This is a genomic window from Streptomyces atratus (assembly GCF_014648655.1).
In the GTDB taxonomy this organism is placed as follows: domain Bacteria; phylum Actinomycetota; class Actinomycetes; order Streptomycetales; family Streptomycetaceae; genus Streptomyces; species Streptomyces atratus.
This window is the reverse complement of sequence record NZ_BMRN01000020.1, coordinates 19,915-39,324: the sequence shown is the minus strand read 5'-3', so window position 1 is coordinate 39,324 and position 19,410 is coordinate 19,915. Positions and strand designations below refer to the sequence as shown.

17 protein-coding genes and 1 pseudogene are annotated in these 19,410 nt (G+C 70.7%); 8 read left to right on the top strand and 10 right to left on the bottom strand.

The window, feature by feature from the left end:
• Positions 1–33: 33 nt before the first annotated feature.
• The 4 genes from IEZ15_RS27000 (at position 34) to IEZ15_RS26990 (ending at position 2,795) form a co-directional block, all read left to right on the top strand.
• Entirely contained in the window at positions 34–1,647 is a 1,614-nt protein-coding gene (locus tag IEZ15_RS27000) for an FAD-dependent monooxygenase (RefSeq protein ID WP_189279745.1), read from the top strand.
• 32 nt (positions 1,648–1,679) lie between these two features.
• Positions 1,680–1,766, top strand: a complete 87-nt coding sequence (locus IEZ15_RS47210) for a putative leader peptide (RefSeq protein WP_311605579.1) — start codon at positions 1,680–1,682, stop codon at positions 1,764–1,766.
• Positions 1,767–1,869: 103 nt separating this feature from the next.
• Positions 1,870–2,391, top strand: a complete 522-nt coding sequence (locus IEZ15_RS26995) for a cupin domain-containing protein (RefSeq protein ID WP_229846133.1) — start codon at positions 1,870–1,872, stop codon at positions 2,389–2,391.
• Complete coding sequence (locus IEZ15_RS26990; protein WP_114247029.1) at positions 2,388–2,795, top strand: rhodanese-like domain-containing protein; 408 nt, start codon at positions 2,388–2,390, stop codon at positions 2,793–2,795. Before IEZ15_RS26995 ends, IEZ15_RS26990 begins: the two co-directional genes overlap by 4 nt.
• A gap of 119 nt (positions 2,796–2,914) precedes the next feature.
• Here IEZ15_RS26990 and IEZ15_RS26985 read toward each other — a convergent pair whose 3' ends face one another.
• Positions 2,915–5,479: an FtsX-like permease family protein gene (locus tag IEZ15_RS26985; protein WP_189279743.1), complete on the bottom strand. Its 2,565-nt coding sequence runs from the start codon at positions 5,477–5,479 to the stop codon at positions 2,915–2,917.
• Complete coding sequence (locus tag IEZ15_RS26980) at positions 5,476–5,685, bottom strand: hypothetical protein (protein WP_189279742.1); 210 nt, start codon at positions 5,683–5,685, stop codon at positions 5,476–5,478. The genes IEZ15_RS26985 and IEZ15_RS26980 overlap by 4 nt, the downstream gene beginning before the upstream one ends.
• Before the next feature lie 204 nt (positions 5,686–5,889).
• Between IEZ15_RS26980 and IEZ15_RS26975 the strand changes: the two genes are divergently transcribed.
• Entirely contained in the window at positions 5,890–6,528 is a 639-nt protein-coding gene (locus IEZ15_RS26975) for a DUF6197 family protein (RefSeq protein WP_189279741.1), read from the top strand.
• Positions 6,529–6,561: 33 nt separating this feature from the next.
• Here IEZ15_RS26975 and recX read toward each other — a convergent pair whose 3' ends face one another.
• Together recX and recA are read right to left on the bottom strand one after the other, a co-directional pair.
• A complete protein-coding gene (gene recX, locus IEZ15_RS26970; protein ID WP_189279740.1) occupies positions 6,562–7,287 on the bottom strand; it encodes a recombination regulator RecX in 726 nt (241 codons plus the stop codon).
• Between the two features lie 3 nt (positions 7,288–7,290).
• Positions 7,291–8,418: a recombinase RecA gene (recA, locus tag IEZ15_RS26965; protein ID WP_114247024.1), complete on the bottom strand. Its 1,128-nt coding sequence runs from the start codon at positions 8,416–8,418 to the stop codon at positions 7,291–7,293.
• Positions 8,419–8,709: 291 nt separating this feature from the next.
• On the opposite strand from recA, the pseudogene IEZ15_RS26960 reads away from it, so the two are divergent.
• Positions 8,710–9,593, top strand: a pseudogene (locus IEZ15_RS26960) (SDR family oxidoreductase).
• Between the two features lie 24 nt (positions 9,594–9,617).
• On the opposite strand, the gene IEZ15_RS26955 reads toward IEZ15_RS26960, so the two are convergent.
• A complete protein-coding gene (locus IEZ15_RS26955) occupies positions 9,618–10,784 on the bottom strand; it encodes an AI-2E family transporter (RefSeq protein ID WP_114247023.1) in 1,167 nt (388 codons plus the stop codon).
• A gap of 172 nt (positions 10,785–10,956) precedes the next feature.
• A complete protein-coding gene (locus tag IEZ15_RS26950; protein WP_114247022.1) occupies positions 10,957–11,151 on the bottom strand; it encodes a DUF3046 domain-containing protein in 195 nt (64 codons plus the stop codon).
• Positions 11,152–11,230: 79 nt separating this feature from the next.
• Between IEZ15_RS26950 and IEZ15_RS26945 the strand changes: the two genes are divergently transcribed.
• Positions 11,231–12,145: a hypothetical protein gene (locus IEZ15_RS26945; RefSeq protein WP_189279739.1), complete on the top strand. Its 915-nt coding sequence runs from the start codon at positions 11,231–11,233 to the stop codon at positions 12,143–12,145.
• Positions 12,146–12,264: 119 nt separating this feature from the next.
• Here the strand turns inward: IEZ15_RS26945 and IEZ15_RS26940 are convergent, their stop codons facing one another.
• From IEZ15_RS26940 to IEZ15_RS26925, 4 genes are all read right to left on the bottom strand, one after another.
• Positions 12,265–12,402 (bottom strand): hypothetical protein, encoded by a 138-nt coding sequence (locus tag IEZ15_RS26940; protein ID WP_189279738.1) that lies wholly within the window; start codon positions 12,400–12,402, stop codon positions 12,265–12,267.
• 155 nt (positions 12,403–12,557) lie between these two features.
• The gene (locus IEZ15_RS26935) at positions 12,558–12,875 is read right to left on the bottom strand and encodes an AzlD domain-containing protein (protein ID WP_114247019.1); all 318 of its coding nucleotides are present in this window, start codon (positions 12,873–12,875) and stop codon (positions 12,558–12,560) included.
• Positions 12,872–13,654 (bottom strand): AzlC family ABC transporter permease, encoded by a 783-nt coding sequence (locus IEZ15_RS26930; protein WP_373302625.1) that lies wholly within the window; start codon positions 13,652–13,654, stop codon positions 12,872–12,874. Before IEZ15_RS26930 ends, IEZ15_RS26935 begins: the two co-directional genes overlap by 4 nt.
• 10 nt (positions 13,655–13,664) lie before the next feature.
• On the bottom strand, positions 13,665–14,537 hold the full coding sequence (locus IEZ15_RS26925) for a helix-turn-helix transcriptional regulator (protein WP_189279737.1): 873 nt from the start codon (positions 14,535–14,537) through the stop codon (positions 13,665–13,667).
• Between the two features lie 81 nt (positions 14,538–14,618).
• Here IEZ15_RS26925 and IEZ15_RS26920 point away from each other — a divergent pair, with 81 nt between their 5' ends.
• Positions 14,619–19,301 (top strand): Lhr family helicase, encoded by a 4,683-nt coding sequence (locus IEZ15_RS26920; RefSeq protein ID WP_189279736.1) that lies wholly within the window; start codon positions 14,619–14,621, stop codon positions 19,299–19,301.
• Positions 19,302–19,410: the final 109 nt, after the last annotated feature.

The following is a 19,410-nucleotide window of genomic DNA, read 5'->3' as shown; positions in this document are numbered from 1 at the left end:
GGCGTCGTCCGCACGGATTCGAGGAGCCGCCCCGTGGATCCGGTGATCGTCATCGGCGCCGGGCCCGTCGGTCTGACGCTGTCGCTCGCCCTGGCGGCGCAAGGTGTTCCCTCCGTCCTGCTCGACGAAGACCCGGGCAAGGAGGAGACCCGCCCCGCCCGCACCGTGGTACTGCGGGAGGACACAGCGGCCCTGGTGGAGCGGCTCGGTTGCAAGGCGCTCCGGCACGAGGGCATGCGGTGGTCCGGTTGGCGGTCCATGCGGCGCAGGCAACTGGTGCGTGAGATGCCGCTCGGCGAGGACTCCCCCGACAGTGATCCGTTGCCGGCCCCCATCCATCTGCCGCAGCACGTCCTGACACGCGGGCTGCGGGACGCGGTGGCCGCACAGGAGCTGGTGCAGGTGGCTCCGCGCAGCCGGATCGACACACTCGAGCAGGACCCGGCCGGGGTCACGGTGCACACCAGGGAGCCGAACGCGACCTGGTGGCGCGGGAGTTATCTGGTGGGCTGCGACGGCGCCAGGTCCACCGTACGCAAGCTCCTCGACATCCGTTTCCCCGGGCGTACAGCGGTGGAGCGGCATGCCGTCGCCGCGCTGCGCACCGAACTTCCCTGGCCCGGGCAGGCCATGCTGCACCGGCTGCCGCCGTGGCGCACCGGCGGCGCCGAGGTGACCGCGCGGCCGCTGCCGGACGGCGCCTGGCGGCTGGACTGGCTGCTTCCGCCGCGTGGCGAGCTCGTCACCCCGGACGCCCTGATCACCCGGGTCCGGGACACCCTGGCGGGCTGGTGCGGGGAGACACCGCCGTACGAGCTGCTGGACACGGGGGTGTACACGCTGCACCACCGGCTCGCCCTGCGCTGGCGGGTCGACCGGGCCTTCCTGGCCGGGGATGCCGCCCATCTGCTGGGCGCACTGGGCACTCAGGGGCTCGACGAGGGGCTGCGGGACTGCGAGAACCTGGCCTGGAAACTGGCCCAGGCCTGGCACCACGGCGCCTCCGACATACTGCTCGACAGCTACCAGGCGGAGCGCCGGGCCGCGGTCGCCGCACGGCTGCGCGCCGCGGACCAGTCGCTGCCGATACTGCGCGGCGGCGGCGGTCTGCGGACCCTGGTACCGGGGAGCGCACGGGGGCACGATTCACTGCTCACCGATGGACATCTGGGGTGCGGCCCCCTCGGTGCGCCCCCCTCGTACTCGCACTCGCCCCTTGCGCCCGCACGCGCCGAGGCGCACACATCTGTGGATACGCCCCCCGGTGCGCCGGTCACCGATGTACGGGTGACGGCACCCGACGGCACGACCGTGCGGCTGCGCGAGCGGCTGGGGCAGGGCCATCTTCTGGTGGTCCTGGTGGCGCCCGGAACCGGGGTGTGGGACCGGCGCCACTGGATGTCCGCGGGTGTCATGCCCCGCCTCGTCGCGGCTGTCGACGCGCTGCCGGTGAAGGGCGAGCTGCTGGTGACCGAGAGCTATCCGGGGGCGTCGGCGCACACCGTGCTGCTGGTCAGGCCGGACGGTCATCTCGTGGCGTCGTTCGGCGGGGTGCAGCCCCGGGACCTCTTCGCGGCGGCGGACGCGGTACGTGGCGGAGCGGTGCGCGCCGCCGTACGTTCCGACCAGACTGCGGGCATCAATTGACCGATGCGGACGTAGATGGTGTACTCCGAAACGTGACCGACACCGACGTGCGCCTGTGGCGGAGGGTCCATATGGACCTCGTCCGCTATGCGGGCTGCGTGTGTCGCCCGTCCTGCTGAATCGCCTCCTTCTGCCGCGCCGTGCGCTCTGTCGTGCGGCCGTGCATCCGCGCGAACCCTCAGGACGGTCCCTGTGTCTGCCCCTGCGTCACCCTCTGTACGCATGCCCTCCTCCGCCGCCGACGGTGATACCGGTCCGACGGCCGCAGAGCTGCTCGATTTCGTCCGTCGGGTCGCCGCCGACGCCGAGATCTTCGCTTCGCTCCCCCTCGATCCCGAGAGCCGCACCTGGGTCCAGTTGGAAGGACCGGGCGGCAGCGAGGCCTGGCTGATCGGCTGGCCGCCGGGTACCGGCACCGGCTGGCACGACCACGCCGACTCGATCGGCGCCTTCACCACCGCAGTCGGCACCCTCAAGGAGCTGTCGCTCGCCGCCCGGTTGCCCACCGACGGCTGGAAGACCCTCGAACTCGCCGAGGGCATCGACCGTTCCAGGCAGTTGGCCACCGGCCAGGGCAGGGCGTTCGGCCGCCACCACGTCCACGAGGTGCTGAACGAGTCCGGCACGGAGCACGCCGTCTCCGTCCATGCGTACTACCCGCCGCTGCCGCAGATCCGGCGCTACAGCCGTACCGGTGCGGTGCTCCGTCTTGAGCAGGTCGAACGGCCCAAGGACTGGCAGTGAGCGACAGCCGTCGGGGTGGTAAGGAGCCGGTCGGGATCGACGAACTGCTGGAACGGGTCCGGGCCGGGTTCGTCCGGGTCGGCCCGCAGGAGGCGGTCGCCGCCACTGCGGACGGGGCGCTGCTCGTGGACATCCGCTATGCGGAGCTGCGGGAGCGGGACGGGCTGATTCCGGGGGCGCTGGTCGTCGAGCGCAACGAGCTGGAGTGGCGGCTCGACCCGCAGGGAAGCCATCGGGCCTCGCAGGCGGTGAGCCACGATCTCCACATCGTGGTGGTCTGCAACGAGGGCTACGCATCGAGTCTCGCCGTCGAGTCCCTGCGGCAGCTGGGGCTGCACCGGGCGACCGATCTCATCGGGGGATTCCAGGCGTGGCGTGCGGCGGGGCTTCCGGTCGACGTCTGATGGACGGCGCTGGAACGGGGGAGGCACGGGGGCGTCCAGCCAAAGGACGGCGTCGCGGCGGGGCGGAGTCGAGCGGGGCGCCCCAGCCGCAGGACGCCGACGCCGGATCCCGTCGGAGGTCACTGCCTGGACGTGGCTACCTCCACCGGGCGGACCTTGAGTGCCAGTCGCCCGGGCAGCGCCGTGGCGGTCAGTGCCAGCAGTGCGGCGGCGCCCACCACCGTCGCGTACACCAGCGGCAGGACGGTGGGCGCCGCACTACCGGTCATGCCGATGCTGAAGGCGGTCAGTACAGCCACTGCGATACCGCTGCCGAGGGCAGCGGCGATCAGCAGGACCGACAGGGCCTCGATGCGGAGCATCCGCAGGACCTGACGCCGGGTCGCGCCGGCCAGCCTGAGCATGGCGAACTCCCTGATGCGTTCGGACACGGACATGGCAAGGGTGTTGACGACCGCGATGGCGGTGAACGCCAGGACCAGGCCCATGGCGAGATGGTTGACCGCCGCATTCTCCTGCTGTCGGTCCGCCTGGAGCCGGTCGGCGGTCGCCGGGGCGATTACGGAGACGCCGGGGAACTGCTTGAGTGCGGCGGCGAGTTCGTCACGGCCGCTGTCCCCGGCGACCAGGACGGTGGCGGCAAGAGGGTTGTCCATGTGGCGGGCGAGCAGGTCATGGGGCAGGGTCAGGTCGCCGAAGCCCAGGCCCCGGCTGTAGACGGCGACAACGGTGAGGGTGGCGGGGGTGCCGTCGCCGAGGTGGACTTTCAACTTGCTGCCGGGGTGGAGGCCGAGCCGGTCGGCAGCGAGTTCACTGATCGCGGCGGCGCCGGGGCCGGTGGTGAACTCGGTGAGCGATCCGCTCGTCACGTCAGGGTCCCAGGTGCGGCCGAGTCCGGCCTGGGTGACACCCTGGGCCGGGTACTTGTCGAGGCCGACGCGCACGGTGGTCCGTACGACCTCGGTGGCGGCCGTGACACCCGGCGTCCTACGGATGGTCTGGGCGGCAGCGGACGGGACACCTGGCCCCTGCGCGGCCAGTACCCAGGCGGCGCGGACGCCGTCGTGGGCCTGGGCGCGGGCGGCGTCGCCGAGCGTCGGCTGAACGAAGAGAACCGTGCAGGTCATCCCGATGAGCAGGGTGAGCGGGGTGACGACGGAGGCCATCCGGGTGGAGTTCCCGCGGATGTTCGCGGTCGCGAGCGGTCCCCCGGAACCTGCCAGTCGAAGTGGTCCCGCGAGCAGTACAGAAGCCAGTCGTACGAGGAACGGGCCCAGCAGTGACACGGCCGTGGCCGACACAACGACGGCCAGGAACGTGACAGGGGTCGCGGCGGCCTCGGTACGCAGGACGCTCAGTACGGCGACGAGAGCGGCGCCGCCCGCGAGCAGCACGAGACCCGCGAGGATCCGGCCGCGGGCCGGGCCGCGCTCGACCGTGGACTCCGCCATGGCCTCGGCTGGACGGATGCGTGCGATACGGCGGCCGGAGATCCTCGCCGCCGCCCAGGCGCCGAGGAGAGTGACGGCCAGTGCTGCGCAGGCCGGGAAGATACCTGCGGTGCGTTCCAGGGTCGCCGGGACCACACCCATGTCGATGAATCGACTGTGCAGCCAGCCGGCGAGGGGCAGTCCGGCGAGCGCGCCCAGGAGGCCGGAAACGACTCCGACGGCCAGGGCCTCACGGCCGAGGAGGCGGCGGACCTGACGCGGGGTGGCAGCGATGGCACGGAGGAGGGCCAGTTCGCGGTGGCGCTGCTGGATGGAGAGCGCGAAGGTGCCGACCACGACGAGGATCGCGACAAGGAGGGACGTACCCCCCATGGCGCCGCCCATGGAGACCAGCTTGATACGGGCTCCCGCGGCATCCAGGAACTCGACGGGCCCGCGGTCGTCACCGGTGGCGACCTGCGCAGTGGTGTCCCTGAGCGCCTGTTCGACCTGCTGCTTCAGCCGGTTGGGGTCGGTGCCCGGCGCGGGCATCACGCCGAGGGCGCTGATCCGGCCGGGGCGGGCGGCAAGGCGCTCGGCCTCGGCGGTGGAGAAGAAGAGCGAGGACTGCTGCCGGAGGTCGCCCCGGCCGACCGGGGCCGCAATGCCACTGATGCGGTACGGGCGGGGGGTGCTGGTGGACTGGACGACGAGCCGGTCCCCGGGCTTCAGGCCCTTCTGTTCGGCAAGGCCGCGGTCGATCACCACGTCGTCCTCGGAGGCGGGGGCGCGGCCTGAGACGAGAGCGAAGGGGGTGAGTGGGGCGGAGGCCCAGGAGTGGCCGTACGAGGGGCGGGCGGCGAGCTGGGACACGGACTGGGTCGCGGACCGAGTCACGGGCTGGGCCAGAAAGGTCAGCTCGGGAACGACCTTCCGGACGCCTTTCAGGTTACTGATCCGGTCAGCGATGCCCGCAGGCAGCCAGGCGCGCTCGGCAACCGGCTTCGCCTTGTGTTTGACCTTGGTTTTTGCGTTGCCCTTGTGCTTGACGGTGGTGCGGTGGACGTTCTGGTCGGCGGAGACCACGAGCGGCGCGGCGGCATAGCGTTCGGTGGCGATCCTTCCGCGCAGGCCGGTCTCCAACAGCGTGCCGCAGGCGGTGATGAGGGCGGCGGCACACATGAGTGCCAGGAAGGCACCGAGGAATCCGCCCTTACGGTCCCGGATCGTCTGCAGGGCATAGCGCAGCATCATGGTGCGTCCGTCTCTTTTCTGTTGTCGTCCGCTGGGGTCACGGCCGGGTCCGGGATCCCGGTCGGGTCCGGGGCCGGGTCGCTTCCGCGTTGGAGTTGCTCGAAGAGGGCGAGGTCGGTGCGTGGGGCCAGTCCACGCGGGTGGTAGCTGGTGGCGTGCGCAGCGTCCGTGTCGTGCACGGCTGCCATGGGTGGCTTCTCTGCCATGCGTCACACAGTGCTCTGTGCACAGATGTCCGTGCACTGGAGCGCGCCTGCGTCTTCGTGCTGGGGCTACCCCCCGCAGGCCGTTCGCCGGTCCCCCGAATCCACCCCGACACACCCGAACGCCACGCTCCGGTGGAGCAATCCCCGTACCCGACAGACATTCACCTCAACGCCAAGGACCGACGTGACGGAGGCCTCGCACCCATGCCGACCCCCACCCTCACCCCCGACCAGCTCGACGTTCAGGCCGCTCGCTTCCATGACACCGAGGCGTGGCAACAGATCATCTCCGGCTGGGACCTCACCGCCCCCGGACCCTTGCTCCCCTCCTCCCCCGGCACCGCGGAACGACTGCCGGTCAGCCCCCCGGCCGACTGGCGCGACCTGTTGTCCGTACCGGTCGACCAGCTCATCGCCGACTCCGCCCGTGCCCTGCCGGCGACCGCGCCGCGTGAACGGCCTCTCCCCGGGCGCCTGGGTGCGATCCTCCCCGACCGACTCCACTCCTGGCGGCGCATCGGGCAGCCCGAGATGCGTCCCTCCACGCATCTCGCCTACGCACGTCAGATCCTGACCGAGTGGGGCTGGCAGAACACCCCGTACCGGTTGCGCAACGCCCGCGGCGCGCGGTGCATCTGCGGCGCCCTTCTCACCGCGCATCGCCTGGGCTACGGCTCTCGCGACACCGTGGACCGGGCCGGCGCCTGGCTCGTCTCCGAGCTCCGCTCCCAGGGCTGGACCGGGCTGATCGGACCCTGGAACCGGCACCCCGGCCGCACCGCCGCAGATGCGCTCGCCCTGATCGACGCCACCATCAGCCGCGCCGCTCGCGCCGGGCAGTAATCACCACAACCGCCCCGCCCGGTACGGGCCCGGTCAGAAGGGCTCGTCCAGGCCTTCCGTGTCCTCGCCCTCTTCTTCCAGCGCCTGTCGCACCACGCGCAGGGCCATGCCTTCCCCGTATCCCTTGCGGGCGAGCATGCCCGCAAGGCGGCGCAGCCGCTTGTCACGTTCCAGGCCGCGGGTGGAACGCAGCTTGCGCGCGACCAGCTCTCGGGCTGTCGCCTCCTCCTGCTCGGAGTCGAGCTGCCCGACGGCCTCGTCGATCACGGCGGAATCCACCCCCTTGGTGCGCAGCTCACGGACGAGTGCGCGGCGGGCCAGCCCTCGGCCGTGGTGCCGGGACTCCACCCAGGCGTCCGCGAACGCGGCATCGTCGATCAGCCCGACATCCTCGAAGCGCGACAGCACTTCTTCGGCCGCCTCATCCGGGATCTCCCGCTTGCGCAGGGCATCCGCAAGCTGCTTTCGGGTGCGCGGGGTCCCGGTGAGCAGCCGCAGACAGATGTTGCGCGCCTGCTCGACCGGGTCTCGCGGCTCCCCCTTCTCGGCCCTCGACGAGGAAGGGGAGCCGCTGCTCCTGGAGCGGGAGCGGGCACGACGATCCGCCCCCTCACCGAATCCGGCGCCCGAGCCGGTGCCGTGACCGGCCTCCGGCTCGTACGCGCCCTCGGACTCGGCCGTGTGTCCGGCGGCGAATTCGGGGCCGGGACCGGCGCCATGGTCAGTGGCGCTGACCGGCCACTCCGTACGACGCGTCACGGTCTAGCTCTTGGCCGCCGCGGTCTTGGCCGGCTTGGCCTTGCCGGCCGGAGCGGGCACCGACTTCGCGCTGTCGGCCGAAGCCGCGGCGCCGCCCGCCGCATCCGCACCGGGCTCGGCGGCATTGGCATCAGGCCTGACGCCGACGCCCAGCTTCTCAAGGATCTTCTTCTCGATCTCATTGGCGAGATCAGGGTTGTCCTTGAGGAAGTTACGGGCATTCTCCTTGCCCTGACCGAGCTGGTCGCCCTCGTACGTGTACCAGGCACCCGCCTTGCGGACGAAGCCGTGCTCCACGCCCATGTCGATCAGTCCGCCCTCGCGGCTGATGCCCTGGCCGTAGAGGATGTCGAACTCGGCCTGCTTGAAGGGCGGCGCGACCTTGTTCTTGACGACCTTGACGCGGGTGCGGTTACCGACGGCGTCGGTACCGTCCTTCAGCGTCTCGATCCGGCGGATGTCGAGGCGCACCGAGGCGTAGAACTTGAGCGCCCGGCCACCGGTCGTGGTCTCCGGCGAGCCGAACATCACACCGATCTTCTCGCGGAGCTGGTTGATGAAGATCGCGGTCGTCTTGGACTGGTTGAGCGCGCTGGTGATCTTGCGGAGTGCCTGGCTCATCAGGCGGGCCTGCAGACCCACGTGCGAGTCGCCCATCTCGCCCTCGATCTCCGCACGCGGCACGAGCGCCGCGACGGAGTCGATGACGATCAGGTCGAGGGCGCCGGAGCGGACCAGCATGTCCACGATTTCGAGGGCCTGCTCACCGTTGTCCGGCTGGGACAGGATGAGGCTGTCGATGTCGACGCCGAGCTTCTTCGCGTACTCGGGGTCGAGGGCGTGCTCCGCGTCGATGAAGGCCACCGAGCCACCGAGCTTCTGCGCATTCGCCACCGCGTGCAGCGTCAGCGTCGTCTTACCGGAGGACTCCGGTCCGTACACCTCCACCACACGGCCGCGCGGCAGGCCGCCGACGCCGAGGGCCACGTCGAGGGCAGTCGACCCGGTGGGGATCACCTCGATGGGCTCGTTCGGCCGCTCACCGAGGCGCATCACCGCGCCCTTGCCGAATTGCCGTTCAATCTGTGCGAGTGCGGCGTCCAGCGCCTTCTCGCGGTCGGTTCCTGCCATGGGTTCCACCCGATTTGCTTGAGTCGATCGCTTCACGTCAAAGACGCTAACCCCTGCCACTGACAATGGGCCTCGACGTCCTCCCGGCCTGTGGACAACTCCACGGTCGGGCCCGGGAAAACCCGGCCGGAATCCCATGAGAATGGATGTTCGATTTTAGTGTCAAGCACACCGCGCCGGACCGAACTGCCCCCAGCGTAGCGCCGTAGCACTCCACCCTTTGAGGAGTCAAGATCAACGATCGACACCATGCTAAATTCCGCCCATATGGCGACAGAACCGACAGACAAAGTGGCTCTGGTGGCCGGGGCGACGCGGAGTGCGGCCCGCGGCATCGCTGTTCAGCTGGGTGCGACCAGACCGTCTACGTCACAGGGCGGACGAGCGGGTCGCAGCGCTCGGAGATGAACCGCCCCGAGACCGTCGACGAGACAGCGGCTCTCGTGGACGAGGCCGGCGGCCACGGAATCCCGGTTCGGGTGGACCATCCGATACCCGAGGAGGTCCGCGTGCTCGTGGCCCGTATCCGGAGGGAACAGGGCTGTCTACATGTTCTCGTGAACGACATCTGGGGAGCGAAGATCGAGTGGAACAAGTCGGTCTGGGAGTCCTCCCTGGAATCGGGGCCGCACACCCTGCGCCTGGCCGTGGACACCCACCCCATCACCAGTCATTACGCGCTCCCGCTCCTCATCCAGACGCCGGGAGGACTGGTCGCTGAGGTGACGGACGGAACCGATGAGTACAACGCCGCCAACTACCGGGCCTCCTTCTTCTACGACCTGGCCGAGGCGTCGGTGAACCGGATGGCGTTTCGCGCCGGCGCACGAGCTGGAGCCCCATGGTGCGACCGCCGTGACCCTCACGCCCGGCCGGCTGCGTCCGAAGCCATGCTGGAGGCCCACGGCGTCGCCGAGGCGAACTGGCGTGACGCGATCGCACACTCGCCCCATTTCGCCTTCTCCGAGAGCCCGGCGTCGTCGGGCGGGCGGTGGCCGCGCTCGCGCAGGACCCCCGGATGTCGCGCTGGAACGGCAAGTCGCTGTCCAGCGGACGGTTGGCGAAGGTCTACGGCTTCACCGGCCTCGACGGCAGTCGGCCCGATGCCTGGAGATATGTCACCGAGGTCCAGGCCCCGGGCCGGCCGGCCGGCCGACGTAATGGGCTATCGCTGAGACGAGCCCCCACCACCGAGCCGGTCAAACACGTTCCGGATGCTCCCCGGCCCCGTCCTGTCCGCCCCGGCCCTCATTGCTCCCGGCAGTCCGCCAGGACCGGCGCAGCCGCATGAGCGCCGGCTCACCACGTTGCTGGTGGCGGCCGTGCACCCGCAGGTCGTCCGTCACGTCGTACCGCTTCACATAGGCGCCGAGGAACGCCTGGAGCGTGGCGACGGCCGGGATCGCGATCAACGCACCCACGGCACCCATCAACGCCGTACCCACGATGACCGATCCGAAAGCGACCGCCGGATGGATGTCGACGGTCCTGGAGGTGAGCTTGGGCTGCAGCGCGTAGTTCTCGAACTGTTGATAGACCACGACGAATCCGAGCACCCACAGCGCGTACCAGGGGTCGACGGTGAACGCGATCAGCATGGGCAGGGCGCCTGCCAGATACGTACCGATCGTGGGGATGAACTGGGAGACCAGCCCGACCCAGATGGCGAGCGCGGGCGCGTACGGAACACCGAGGATCACCAGCAGGATGTAGTGCGCGATCCCGGAAACGAGTGCCATCAGGCCGCGCGAGTAGAGGTAGCCGCCGGTCTTGTCGACCGCGATCTCCCAGGCCCGCAGGACCTCGGCCTGCTTGGCGGGTGGCAGTACGGAGCACAAGGCGCGCCGCAGCCTGGGGCCGTCGGCGGCGAAGTAGAACGAGAACAGGAAGATCGTCAGAAGACGGAACAGCCCGCCGAGCACGGTGGTGGAGATGTCGAGCACTCCGGTCGCGCTGTTCTGGACGTACTTCTGCAGCCAGTCGGAGTGCAGCACACTGTCCTGGACCTCGACCCGGGAGAGCTCGGTGTGGAAGCTCTGGTTGACCCAGTTGATCACCGAGTCCAGATACTTCGGAAAGTCCTCGACCATGTCGACGATCTGGCCCGCGAGCATCGAGCCGAGCAGCACGACAAAACCGGCCGCGGCTATCAGCACGCCGAGGAAGACCAGGAAAGTGGCGAGGCCGCGACGCATGCCGCGCGACGACATCCGGCTCACCGCGGGCTCGATGGCGAGCGCCAGGAAGAACGCGATCAGCACATTGATCAGCAGCCCGATGAGCTGGTCGAACGCCCAGCTGCCGAGCTGGAAACAGGCGTAGAGCGCCAGGGCGAGCACCATGGCACGGGGCAGCCACGCGGGCATACGGGCCGACCCGTAGCCGGACGGCGGGACCGGCGGGGCGGGCTGAGTGAGAGGCGTCTGGGTCTGGGCTGTCTCGTCTGTCGGTGACACGGCTCCAGTCTCGCCTACGGCTGTGACAAACAGCCGCCCACCCCGGACAACATCACAGGTCCGGCCATTGACGAGCCGGCGATCAGCGCTTGTCGGCGGGGATGCCGACCGCGGTACAGACACCGCGCCAGACGTCCTTGGTCTCCCAGCCCGCGGCCAGTGCCTGGTGCACCGTCTGCCCGCCGAGCTCGGCCATTACATGATCGCGCGCGAAGGAATCGGCGTATCCCGCGCCGAAGTGGTCCGCCATCCGTTCCCAGAAAATCGTCAACCGCATGACCTCAGTATCCCGCTCCTGAGAGTGCAGCCAGGCCGCTACGTCCTGCCGAGAGCGCTTACCGCCCTACGGTCGGTCCATGGCTGGAACCGGAACAAGTCCCCTCAACCGTGCCGAGCAGTTCATTTGGCTCACGGCCCGTGTCCTAGAACAGCGGCGGTTCGCCCATCACTTCCTGAAAGGAAGTGCGGAGGCCGTGGAGACCGCACTCGCCGCCTATCTGAATGAGGACGGCGGATACGGGCACGCACTCGAACCCGATCTGCGTGGCCCCGTCAGTCAGCCACTGCACACCGCGCACGCGCTCAATGTCCTCGACTCCATCGACCGCTGCAGCGGGCTGCGAGTGGAACGGATCTGCCGCTTCCTGACCGACGTGTCCACCAAGGAGGGGGCACTGCCCGCTCTCCTGCCGTCGCAGCGCGGCTATCCGGCGGCACCGTTCATCCCGATCGTCGACGACCCGCCCGCAGCACTGTTGACCACCGGACCCGTCGTCGGGCTCCTGCACCGCAATGCGGTGTGGCATGCCTGGCTGTTCCGGGCCACCGATTTCTGCTGGGCGGCTGTCGATGCTCTGGACCAGTCGCATCCGTACGAGATCGAGGCGGCGCTCGCCTTTCTGGACGGCGCTCCGGACCGGGCCCGTGCGGAGGCGGCGGCCGACCGGCTCGGGCGGCTGGTGCGAGAACAGCGGCTCGCCGTGCTGCATCCGGAGCGGAGCGCGGAGTACCCGGTGGCGGCCGGATACGCACCGGGCGAGCGGCACTTCCCGTACGACTACGCCCGTACACCCGATTCGCTCGCCCGCCACTGGTTCACCGACGAGGAGCTGGTCCGCTCGCTCGACCATCTTGCGGCCCAGCAGCAGGCGGACGGCGGCTGGCCGGTGAACTGGCGGCAGTGGGCGCCTGGGACGGCCCTGGAGGGACGGCCCATCGTGACGCTCAAGGCGCTCCTGACACTGCGGGCCCATGGGCGCAGCCTCGACTGAGACCGGGCGGGCAAGGCGGCGCAGCGGTCTCGTAGCCGGGCCCCGTGCGCTGCGCGCTGTGTGCGGTGCGCAGCGCACGTGCACCCGAGTCGTGTCTCCGCGCATGTGCCGTCCGTCGATCATCCGGCTGCGGACACGCCGTCGGCCCCGGCAGCGGAGTCGCGCAGCAACAGGGCCGCGATGGCCAGCGCTGCGTCACGTGGCGACGACGGATCGAGTCCGGTCGGCTCGGTGAGCTCGGCCAGCCGGTCGTCCACAGTATTGACCGTCTGCTTCCTCCGGCCGGAGGAAGACGCGGCACGGCTTGATGTGGCGGAGACCGCGCCGACGGGCCTCGCAGTGCACTGAACGGGTCGACAAGTACGTGTGTAAGGGGCTCGGTCCCCTGAACCGAGCCCCTTACACGCGTGTCTCACCAAGGTGCCTGTCCGAGTGCACGTACCCCTGCAGTGACGACCACGGCGGACCCTACGACCACGAGGAAGGGCGCGCGCAGAACCAGTGCGAGCGCCGCCGCGGCGAGCCCCGCGCCCCTGGCGTCCAGCGTCAGATGCTGCCCGTCGCCGAACGTCTGCTGCGCGGTGAGGGCGGCCAGGAGCGCCACGGGCAGCAGCGCGGCGAGACGCTGCGCGAGCGGACGTTCCAGCACACCGGCGGGCACCAGTAGTCCGAGCAGTTTGGCGAGGTAGCAGCCGACGGCGGTCAGCGCGATGGCGATCCAGATGTTCATCGGTTCTCCTCCGCCGCGGCCGTGTCCCGGCTCGTTCCTTTCCGGCGCCCGCTCAGGAAGAGGACGGCGGGTGCGGCGAGCGCGGACAGCAGGACGGGGACGCCTGCGGGCAGTACGGGCAGCAGCCCGAGCGCGAGCAGAACCGCGATCGCGGCGGTGATTCGTTCCGTCGTGCTTTTCAGCATCGGCGCGAGCAGGGCGAGGAAGACCGCGGGCGATGCCGCGTCCAGCCCCCAGGCGTCGGTGTCGCCGAGCGCCTCGGCGCCGAGGGCCCCCAGCAGCGTGGTCAGGTTCCACAACACGTAGAGGGTGAGTCCGGTGACGGCGAAACCGATCCGTGCGGCCCGCCGGGTGGGCTGCGGCAGTGTCACGGCGGTCGTCTCGTCGATGACCCACTGGGCGGCGAAGGGACGGAGCGCGCGTGGAAGAGCGAGCAGCTGCGACAGCCGCAGGCCGTAGAACGAGTTGCGTACGCCGAGGAAGAAGGCCCCGGCAGCCGCGGTGTACGGGTTGCCGCCCGCCGCGAGAGCGCCCACGAGGGCGAACTGTGAGGCGCCGGTGAAGACGGCGAGGCTGAGCGCGCAGGTCTGCAGCAGGCTCAGTCCGGAGCCGGCCGAGGTCACGCCGAAGGCGAAGCCGGAAAGTCCGACGGCAATGCCGACACCGAGCGCGTCGCGTACGACGGCCGAGTCCGGCTTCGCCCCGAGGACGGTTGCGCTGCCGTGGGGTATGCCGACTGCCTCGCCGACACCCTCTGGAAGTGTTGTCTGTTCTGCCACGAACGGAACGCTACGTGGGCAGATCGCGACCGGTCTTGTACGTTCTTGCGCGTTCGCGCCGGTACGCGCCCGGCGGCACCCCCACGATCCGGGTGAAGTGACGGTTGAGATGCGGCTGATCGGTGAAGCCGACCTCGGTGGCCGCCTCCGCAGGTGCCGTCCCCGCGTCGAGCATCCGGCGCGCGGCCCGCACCCGGGCATCGGTGAGCCAGGTGTGCGGCGGCATCCCGTACTGCTTCTTGAAGGCCCTCAGCAGCGCGAACGGGCTGGTGCCGAGCTCCGCCGCCAGCGCCTCCAAGGTGGGCGGCTCCGCCATCCTGCCCTCCAGCACGGCGCGGGCCCGCGCCGCGTCGCGGGCCCCCGCCGAGCGGGGCACGCGTGCGGGCAGTGCGCGGCCGTGCAGGCTCAGCAGTCGCGCGACCATCACCCGCAGCACGGTGTCCGCGGCAAGTGCGTTGCCCTCCTCGGCTGCCCGGTGGACCTCGCCGATCAGCCGGGCGGCGTAAGGGTCCATGACGCTGGTCTCGGTGAAGCCGACCGTGCCGCGCAGACTCGTCGTATCGGCCGCGATGTCGTTGATCACCTGCGCGGACGGGTACAGCGTGGCGTACACCCAGCCCTCCGGAACACCCGCGCGGGCGGTGTGCGGCACCTCCGGATTGATCATGACTACGGTGCCGGGGCCCGCGTGCACGACGGTGCCGTCGGGCAGCCCGACGTCCTCCACCCCTCGGGTGATGGTGCCGAAGACATAGCCCTCGTGGCTGTGGCGCGGAAAGGTGTGGCGCACGTACCGGGCACGCAGCAGATCGAGGTCGGGCAGCTCCGCGTACTGCCAGTGCCTCGCCCACTCCCCTGACCCCGACTCCGGTCCTGCCACCATGGACGAATTCTCGCAGCTCCCTGGCCCGGTCGCCGATGGCCGTCACAGCCGTTGTCAGTGCCGGGGTGCACGATGGGGGACATGGCCGGCTCTGCGCTCGACTCGTTCTCCCCTGCGACCCGCAGCTGGTTCGCGGGTGCCTTCAGCGCGCCCACCGCCGCACAGGAAGGCGCCTGGCGCGCGATCGGCGAGGGCTCGGACGTGCTGGTCGTCGCGCCGACCGGCTCCGGCAAGACCCTGGCCGCGTTCCTCGCCGCGCTGGACGGTCTTGCGTCCGTCCCACCGCCCGCCGAGGCGAAGAAGCGTTGCCGCGTGCTGTACGTGTCGCCCCTCAAGGCCCTCGCGGTCGATGTCGAGCGCAATCTCCGCTCACCGCTGACCGGCATCCGCCAGGAGTCGGTGCGTCTGGGGCTGCCCGAGCCCGAGGTCCGGGTGGGAATCCGCTCCGGCGACACCCCGCCCGCCGAGCGCCGCTCGTTGGCGACCCGGCCGCCGGACATCCTGATCACCACGCCCGAATCGCTGTTCCTGATGCTGACCTCATCGGCCCGGGAGGCGCTGTCCGGCATCGAGACGGTGATCCTCGACGAAGTGCATGCCGTGGCGGGTACGAAGCGGGGCGCCCATCTCGCCGTATCGCTGGAGCGTCTCGACGAGCTGCTGCCGCGGCCCGCACGGCGGATCGGCCTGTCGGCGACGGTCCGTCCGGTCGACGAGGTGGCGCGCTTCCTCTCACCGCAGCGGAAGGTGGAGATCGTCCAGCCGCCGTCCACCAAGCGGTTCGACCTGTCGGTGGTCGTGCCGGTCGAGGATCTGGGCGAGCTCGGCGGCTCCCCCGCCACCGACACCGACCAGGCGGGCCAGGCGGACAAGCCGTCGATCTGGCCCCATGTCGAGGAACGCATCGTCGATCTCGTCCAGGAGCATCGCTCCACGATCGTCTTCGCCAATTCCCGCCGCCTCGCGGAGCGGCTCTGCAACCGGCTCAACGAGATCGCGTACGAGCGGGCCACCGGCACTGTGCTCGATGAACACGGCTCCGCCACGACGCTGCCGGAAGCACACTCCCCGGCCGAGATCATGGCCCAGTCCGGCGCAGCGAAGGGCGCCCCCGCGCTCCTCGCCCGCGCACACCACGGTTCGGTCTCCAAGGAACAGCGCGCCCAGGTCGAGGAGGACCTCAAGGCGGGCCGGCTGCCGGCCGTGGTCGCCACCTCCAGTCTGGAGCTGGGCATCGACATGGGGGCGGTCGATCTGGTCGTCCAGGTGGAGTCGCCGCCGTCGGTCGCCTCCGGGCTGCAACGGGTCGGCCGGGCCGGGCACCAGGTCGGTGCGGTCTCCACCGGAGTGGTCTTCCCGAAGTACCGGGGCGATCTGGTGCAGGCTGCCGTGGTCACCGAGCGGATGCGCGAGGGGTCCATCGAGGCGCTCCGGATCCCGTCCAACCCCTTGGATGTGCTGGCCCAGCAGCTCGTCGCCATGGTCGCCCTGGACACATGGCCGGTGGATGATCTGCTGGCTGTGACGCGTCGCGCGGCCCCCTTCGCCTCGCTGCCGGAGTCGGCATTCACGGCCGTGCTGGACATGCTCGCCGGACGCTATCCGTCCGATGCTTTTGCCGAGCTGCGCCCGCGTGTGGTCTGGGACCGGGTGGCCGGTACGGTCACGGGCCGCCCCGGGGCCCAGCGACTCGCCGTCACCTCCGGCGGGACCATCCCCGACCGCGGGCTCTTCGGGGTCTTTCTCGCCGGCGCCGACCCCAAGAAGGGCGGCGGCCGGGTGGGCGAGCTGGACGAGGAGATGGTGTACGAGTCCCGGGTGGGCGACGTCTTCACACTGGGCACCACGTCCTGGCGAATCGAGGACATCACCCGCGACCGGGTCCTGGTGTCGCCCGCCCCCGGGGTTCCCGGCCGGCTGCCGTTCTGGAAGGGCGATCAGCTGGGCCGCCCGCTGGAGCTGGGGCGTGCGCTCGGCGCGTTCCTCCGCGAGATCGGCGGACTGTCCCAGGAAGATGCCCGGCAGCGTCTGCTCGCCGCCGGTCTCGACACCTGGGCCGCCGACAACACCCTGTCGTACATCGACGAACAGCGCCGCGCCTGCGGTCACGTACCGGACGACCGGACCATCCTCGTCGAGCGTTTCCGTGACGAGCTGGGTGACTGGCGGGTCGTCGTCCACTCCCCGTTCGGCGCGCAGGTACATGCCCCGTGGGCGCTGGCGCTGAATGCCCGCCTCGCCGAGCGGTACGGCATGGACGCCCAGGTGATGCATGCCGACGACGGCATAGTGCTGCGGCTGCCCGACGCAGACCTGATGAGCCTGGACCTCCTGGACTTCGATCCGGCGCAGGACCCGGCCCAGGATCCGGCACCGTTGCCGGGCCCCTCGTACGACAGCGAACAACCGCCCGTCGGCGCTGCGGACGTGACCTTCGACCAGGGCGAGATCAACCAGATCGTCACCGACCAGGTAGGCGGATCAGCCCTGTTCGCCTCGCGGTTCCGCGAATGCGCGGCGCGCGCCCTGCTGCTGCCGCGGCGCAGCCCCGGCAAGCGCACCCCGCTCTGGCAGCAGCGCCAACGCGCCGCACAACTCCTCCAGGTCGCCTCCGAGTTCGGCTCCTTCCCGATCGTTCTGGAAGCGGTCCGCGAATGCCTCCAGGACGTCTTCGACGTCCCCGGGCTGACGGAACTCATGGGCGACCTCGAAGCACGCCGTGTCCGGCTGGTCGAGGTGACCACCCCGGAGCCCTCACCCTTCGCCCGCTCGCTCCTGTTCGGCTATGTCGCCCAGTTCCTGTACGAGGGCGACTCGCCCCTCGCCGAGCGGCGGGCCGCCGCCCTCTCCCTCGACTCCCATCTCCTGGCTGAGCTCCTCGGCCAGGCAGAGCTGCGCGAACTGCTCGACGCCGACGTCCTGAGCGAGCTGGAGCAGGAACTCCAGTGGCTGACCGAGGACCGCCGGATCAAGGACATCGAAGGGGTCGCCGATCTCCTTCGGGTCCTCGGTCCGCTCACCGAGGCGGAGTTGGCCGAGCGCGGCGCCCAGCCGCCCTGGGCTCCGGAGCTGTCCGCTGCCCGCCGCGCCATCCGGGTCCGGATCGGCGGAGCGGACCACTGGGCCGCGATCGAGGACGCGGGACGGCTGCGCGACGCACTGGGCACCGCCCTCCCGGTGGGTGTCCCCGAGGCTTTCACCGAACCGGTGAAGGACCCGCTCGGCGATCTCCTCGCCCGATACGCGCGTACGCACGGCCCGTTCACCTCCAACGAGGCCGCCACCCGTTTCGGCCTCGGCCCCGCTGTCACGGACGGCGCGTTGCAGCGGCTCGCCGCGACCGGCCGGATCGTCCAGGGCGAGTTCCACCCCGCCGGCATCGGCCAGGAGTGGTGCGACGCCACCGTGCTGCGCCGACTGCGCCGCCGCTCGCTCGCCGCGCTCCGCCATGAGCTGGAGCCGGTCCCACCCGCCGCCCTTGCCGGCTTCCTTCCGCAGTGGCAACACCTGGGTAACAACAGCCTGCGCGGCATCGATGGACTGGCCCGCGCCATCGAGCAGTTGCAGGGTGCGCCCGTCCCGGCGTCGGCCCTGGAGAAACTGATCCTGCCGGGCCGGGTCACCGGCTACTCCCCCGCGCTGCTGGACGAGCTGACCACCACCGGAGAGGTCGTCTGGGCCGGTGCGGGCGCCCTTCCCGGCAAGGACGGCTGGCTGTCCCTCTACCTCGCCGACAGCGCGCCCCTGCTCCTCCCGCCCCCGCACCCACTCGAACTGAGCGCATTGCACGAATCCGTCCTGACGGCCCTGACCGGCGGGTACGGACTGTTCTTCCGGCAGATCGCCGACCAGGTCCGCGCCACCACCCACCCGGACTGCACCGATCCGCAACTGGCCGATGCAGTCTGGGACCTGGCCTGGTCGGGCCGGCTCACCAATGACACGCTCGCCCCGTTGCGTTCGCTCCTCGGTTCCGGTCGCACGGCAGGATCGACCGCCCATCGCGCCAAACGGAGTGTCCCGCGCGGGCGTTACGGCTCACTCACCGCCGCCGCCCGGCCTGTGTCCCGCACCGGACCGCCTACTGTCTCGGGCCGCTGGTCCCTGCTGCCCGCCACCGAACCCGACCCTACGCACCGTGCGCACGCCCTGGCCCGCACGCTCCTCGACCGCCATGGGGTGGTGACCCGCGGCGCGGTCCAGGCCGAAGGCGTCGAGGGCGGCTTCTCCGCTACGTACCGCATCCTCTCCGCCTTCGAGGACAACGGGCAGGCCCGGCGCGGCTATGTCGTCGAGGGCCTGGGAGCGGCCCAGTTCGCGATGGACGGCGCGGTCGACCGGCTGCGTGCCACGTCCGCCGCCCGCGACCGTACGGAACCGGTCGCCGCACCCCACGCCCTGGTCCTCGCCGCGGCGGACCCGGCCAATGCCTATGGCGCGGCCCTGCCCTGGCCCGAGCCACCGGACGGCGCCGGGCACAAGCCCGGCCGCAAGGCGGGCGCCCTGGTGGTGCTGGTCGACGGCGAACTGGCGATGTACATGGAGCGTGGCGGCAAGACGCTGCTGGCCTGGTCCACCGACCCGGAGGACTCCGCACTTCTCGCGGCAGCCGGGGCACTGGCGGCAGCCGCCCGTGCGGGGGCGCTCGGCACAGTCACGGTGGAGCGCACCAACGGCGCCTCGTCCCTGACCTCCCCGCTCGGCCGCATGCTGGAGGCAGCCGGATTCCTGGCCACCCCGAGGGGACTCCGCCTGCGTGCCTGAACCACCTGCACACCTCACGCCTCGTACGCCACTCCGCCCGACCCCGACACCACCCGCACCACCCCACGCCGCCCCCGCCCAGCACGCCGCACTCCCCACCCGACCCCGC

Excerpts from the sequence above, each read along its gene's own strand:
- IEZ15_RS26995 (WP_229846133.1), top strand. The coding sequence starts at position 1,870 with ATGCCCTCCTCCGCCGCCGACGGTGATACCGGTCCGACGGCCGCAGAG.
- IEZ15_RS26985 (WP_189279743.1), bottom strand. The coding sequence starts at position 5,479 with ATGATGCTGCGCTATGCCCTGCAGACGATCCGGGACCGTAAGGGCGGA.
- IEZ15_RS26980 (WP_189279742.1), bottom strand. The coding sequence starts at position 5,685 with ATGGCAGAGAAGCCACCCATGGCAGCCGTGCACGACACGGACGCTGCG.
- IEZ15_RS26975 (WP_189279741.1), top strand. The coding sequence starts at position 5,890 with ATGCCGACCCCCACCCTCACCCCCGACCAGCTCGACGTTCAGGCCGCT.
- recA (WP_114247024.1), bottom strand. The coding sequence starts at position 8,418 with ATGGCAGGAACCGACCGCGAGAAGGCGCTGGACGCCGCACTCGCACAG.
- IEZ15_RS26955 (WP_114247023.1), bottom strand. The coding sequence starts at position 10,784 with ATGCCCGCGTGGCTGCCCCGTGCCATGGTGCTCGCCCTGGCGCTCTAC.
- IEZ15_RS26950 (WP_114247022.1), bottom strand. The coding sequence starts at position 11,151 with ATGCGGTTGACGATTTTCTGGGAACGGATGGCGGACCACTTCGGCGCG.
- IEZ15_RS26945 (WP_189279739.1), top strand. The coding sequence starts at position 11,231 with ATGGCTGGAACCGGAACAAGTCCCCTCAACCGTGCCGAGCAGTTCATT.
- IEZ15_RS26935 (WP_114247019.1), bottom strand. The coding sequence starts at position 12,875 with ATGAACATCTGGATCGCCATCGCGCTGACCGCCGTCGGCTGCTACCTC.
- IEZ15_RS26925 (WP_189279737.1), bottom strand. The coding sequence starts at position 14,537 with ATGGTGGCAGGACCGGAGTCGGGGTCAGGGGAGTGGGCGAGGCACTGG.
- IEZ15_RS26920 (WP_189279736.1), top strand. The coding sequence starts at position 14,619 with ATGGCCGGCTCTGCGCTCGACTCGTTCTCCCCTGCGACCCGCAGCTGG.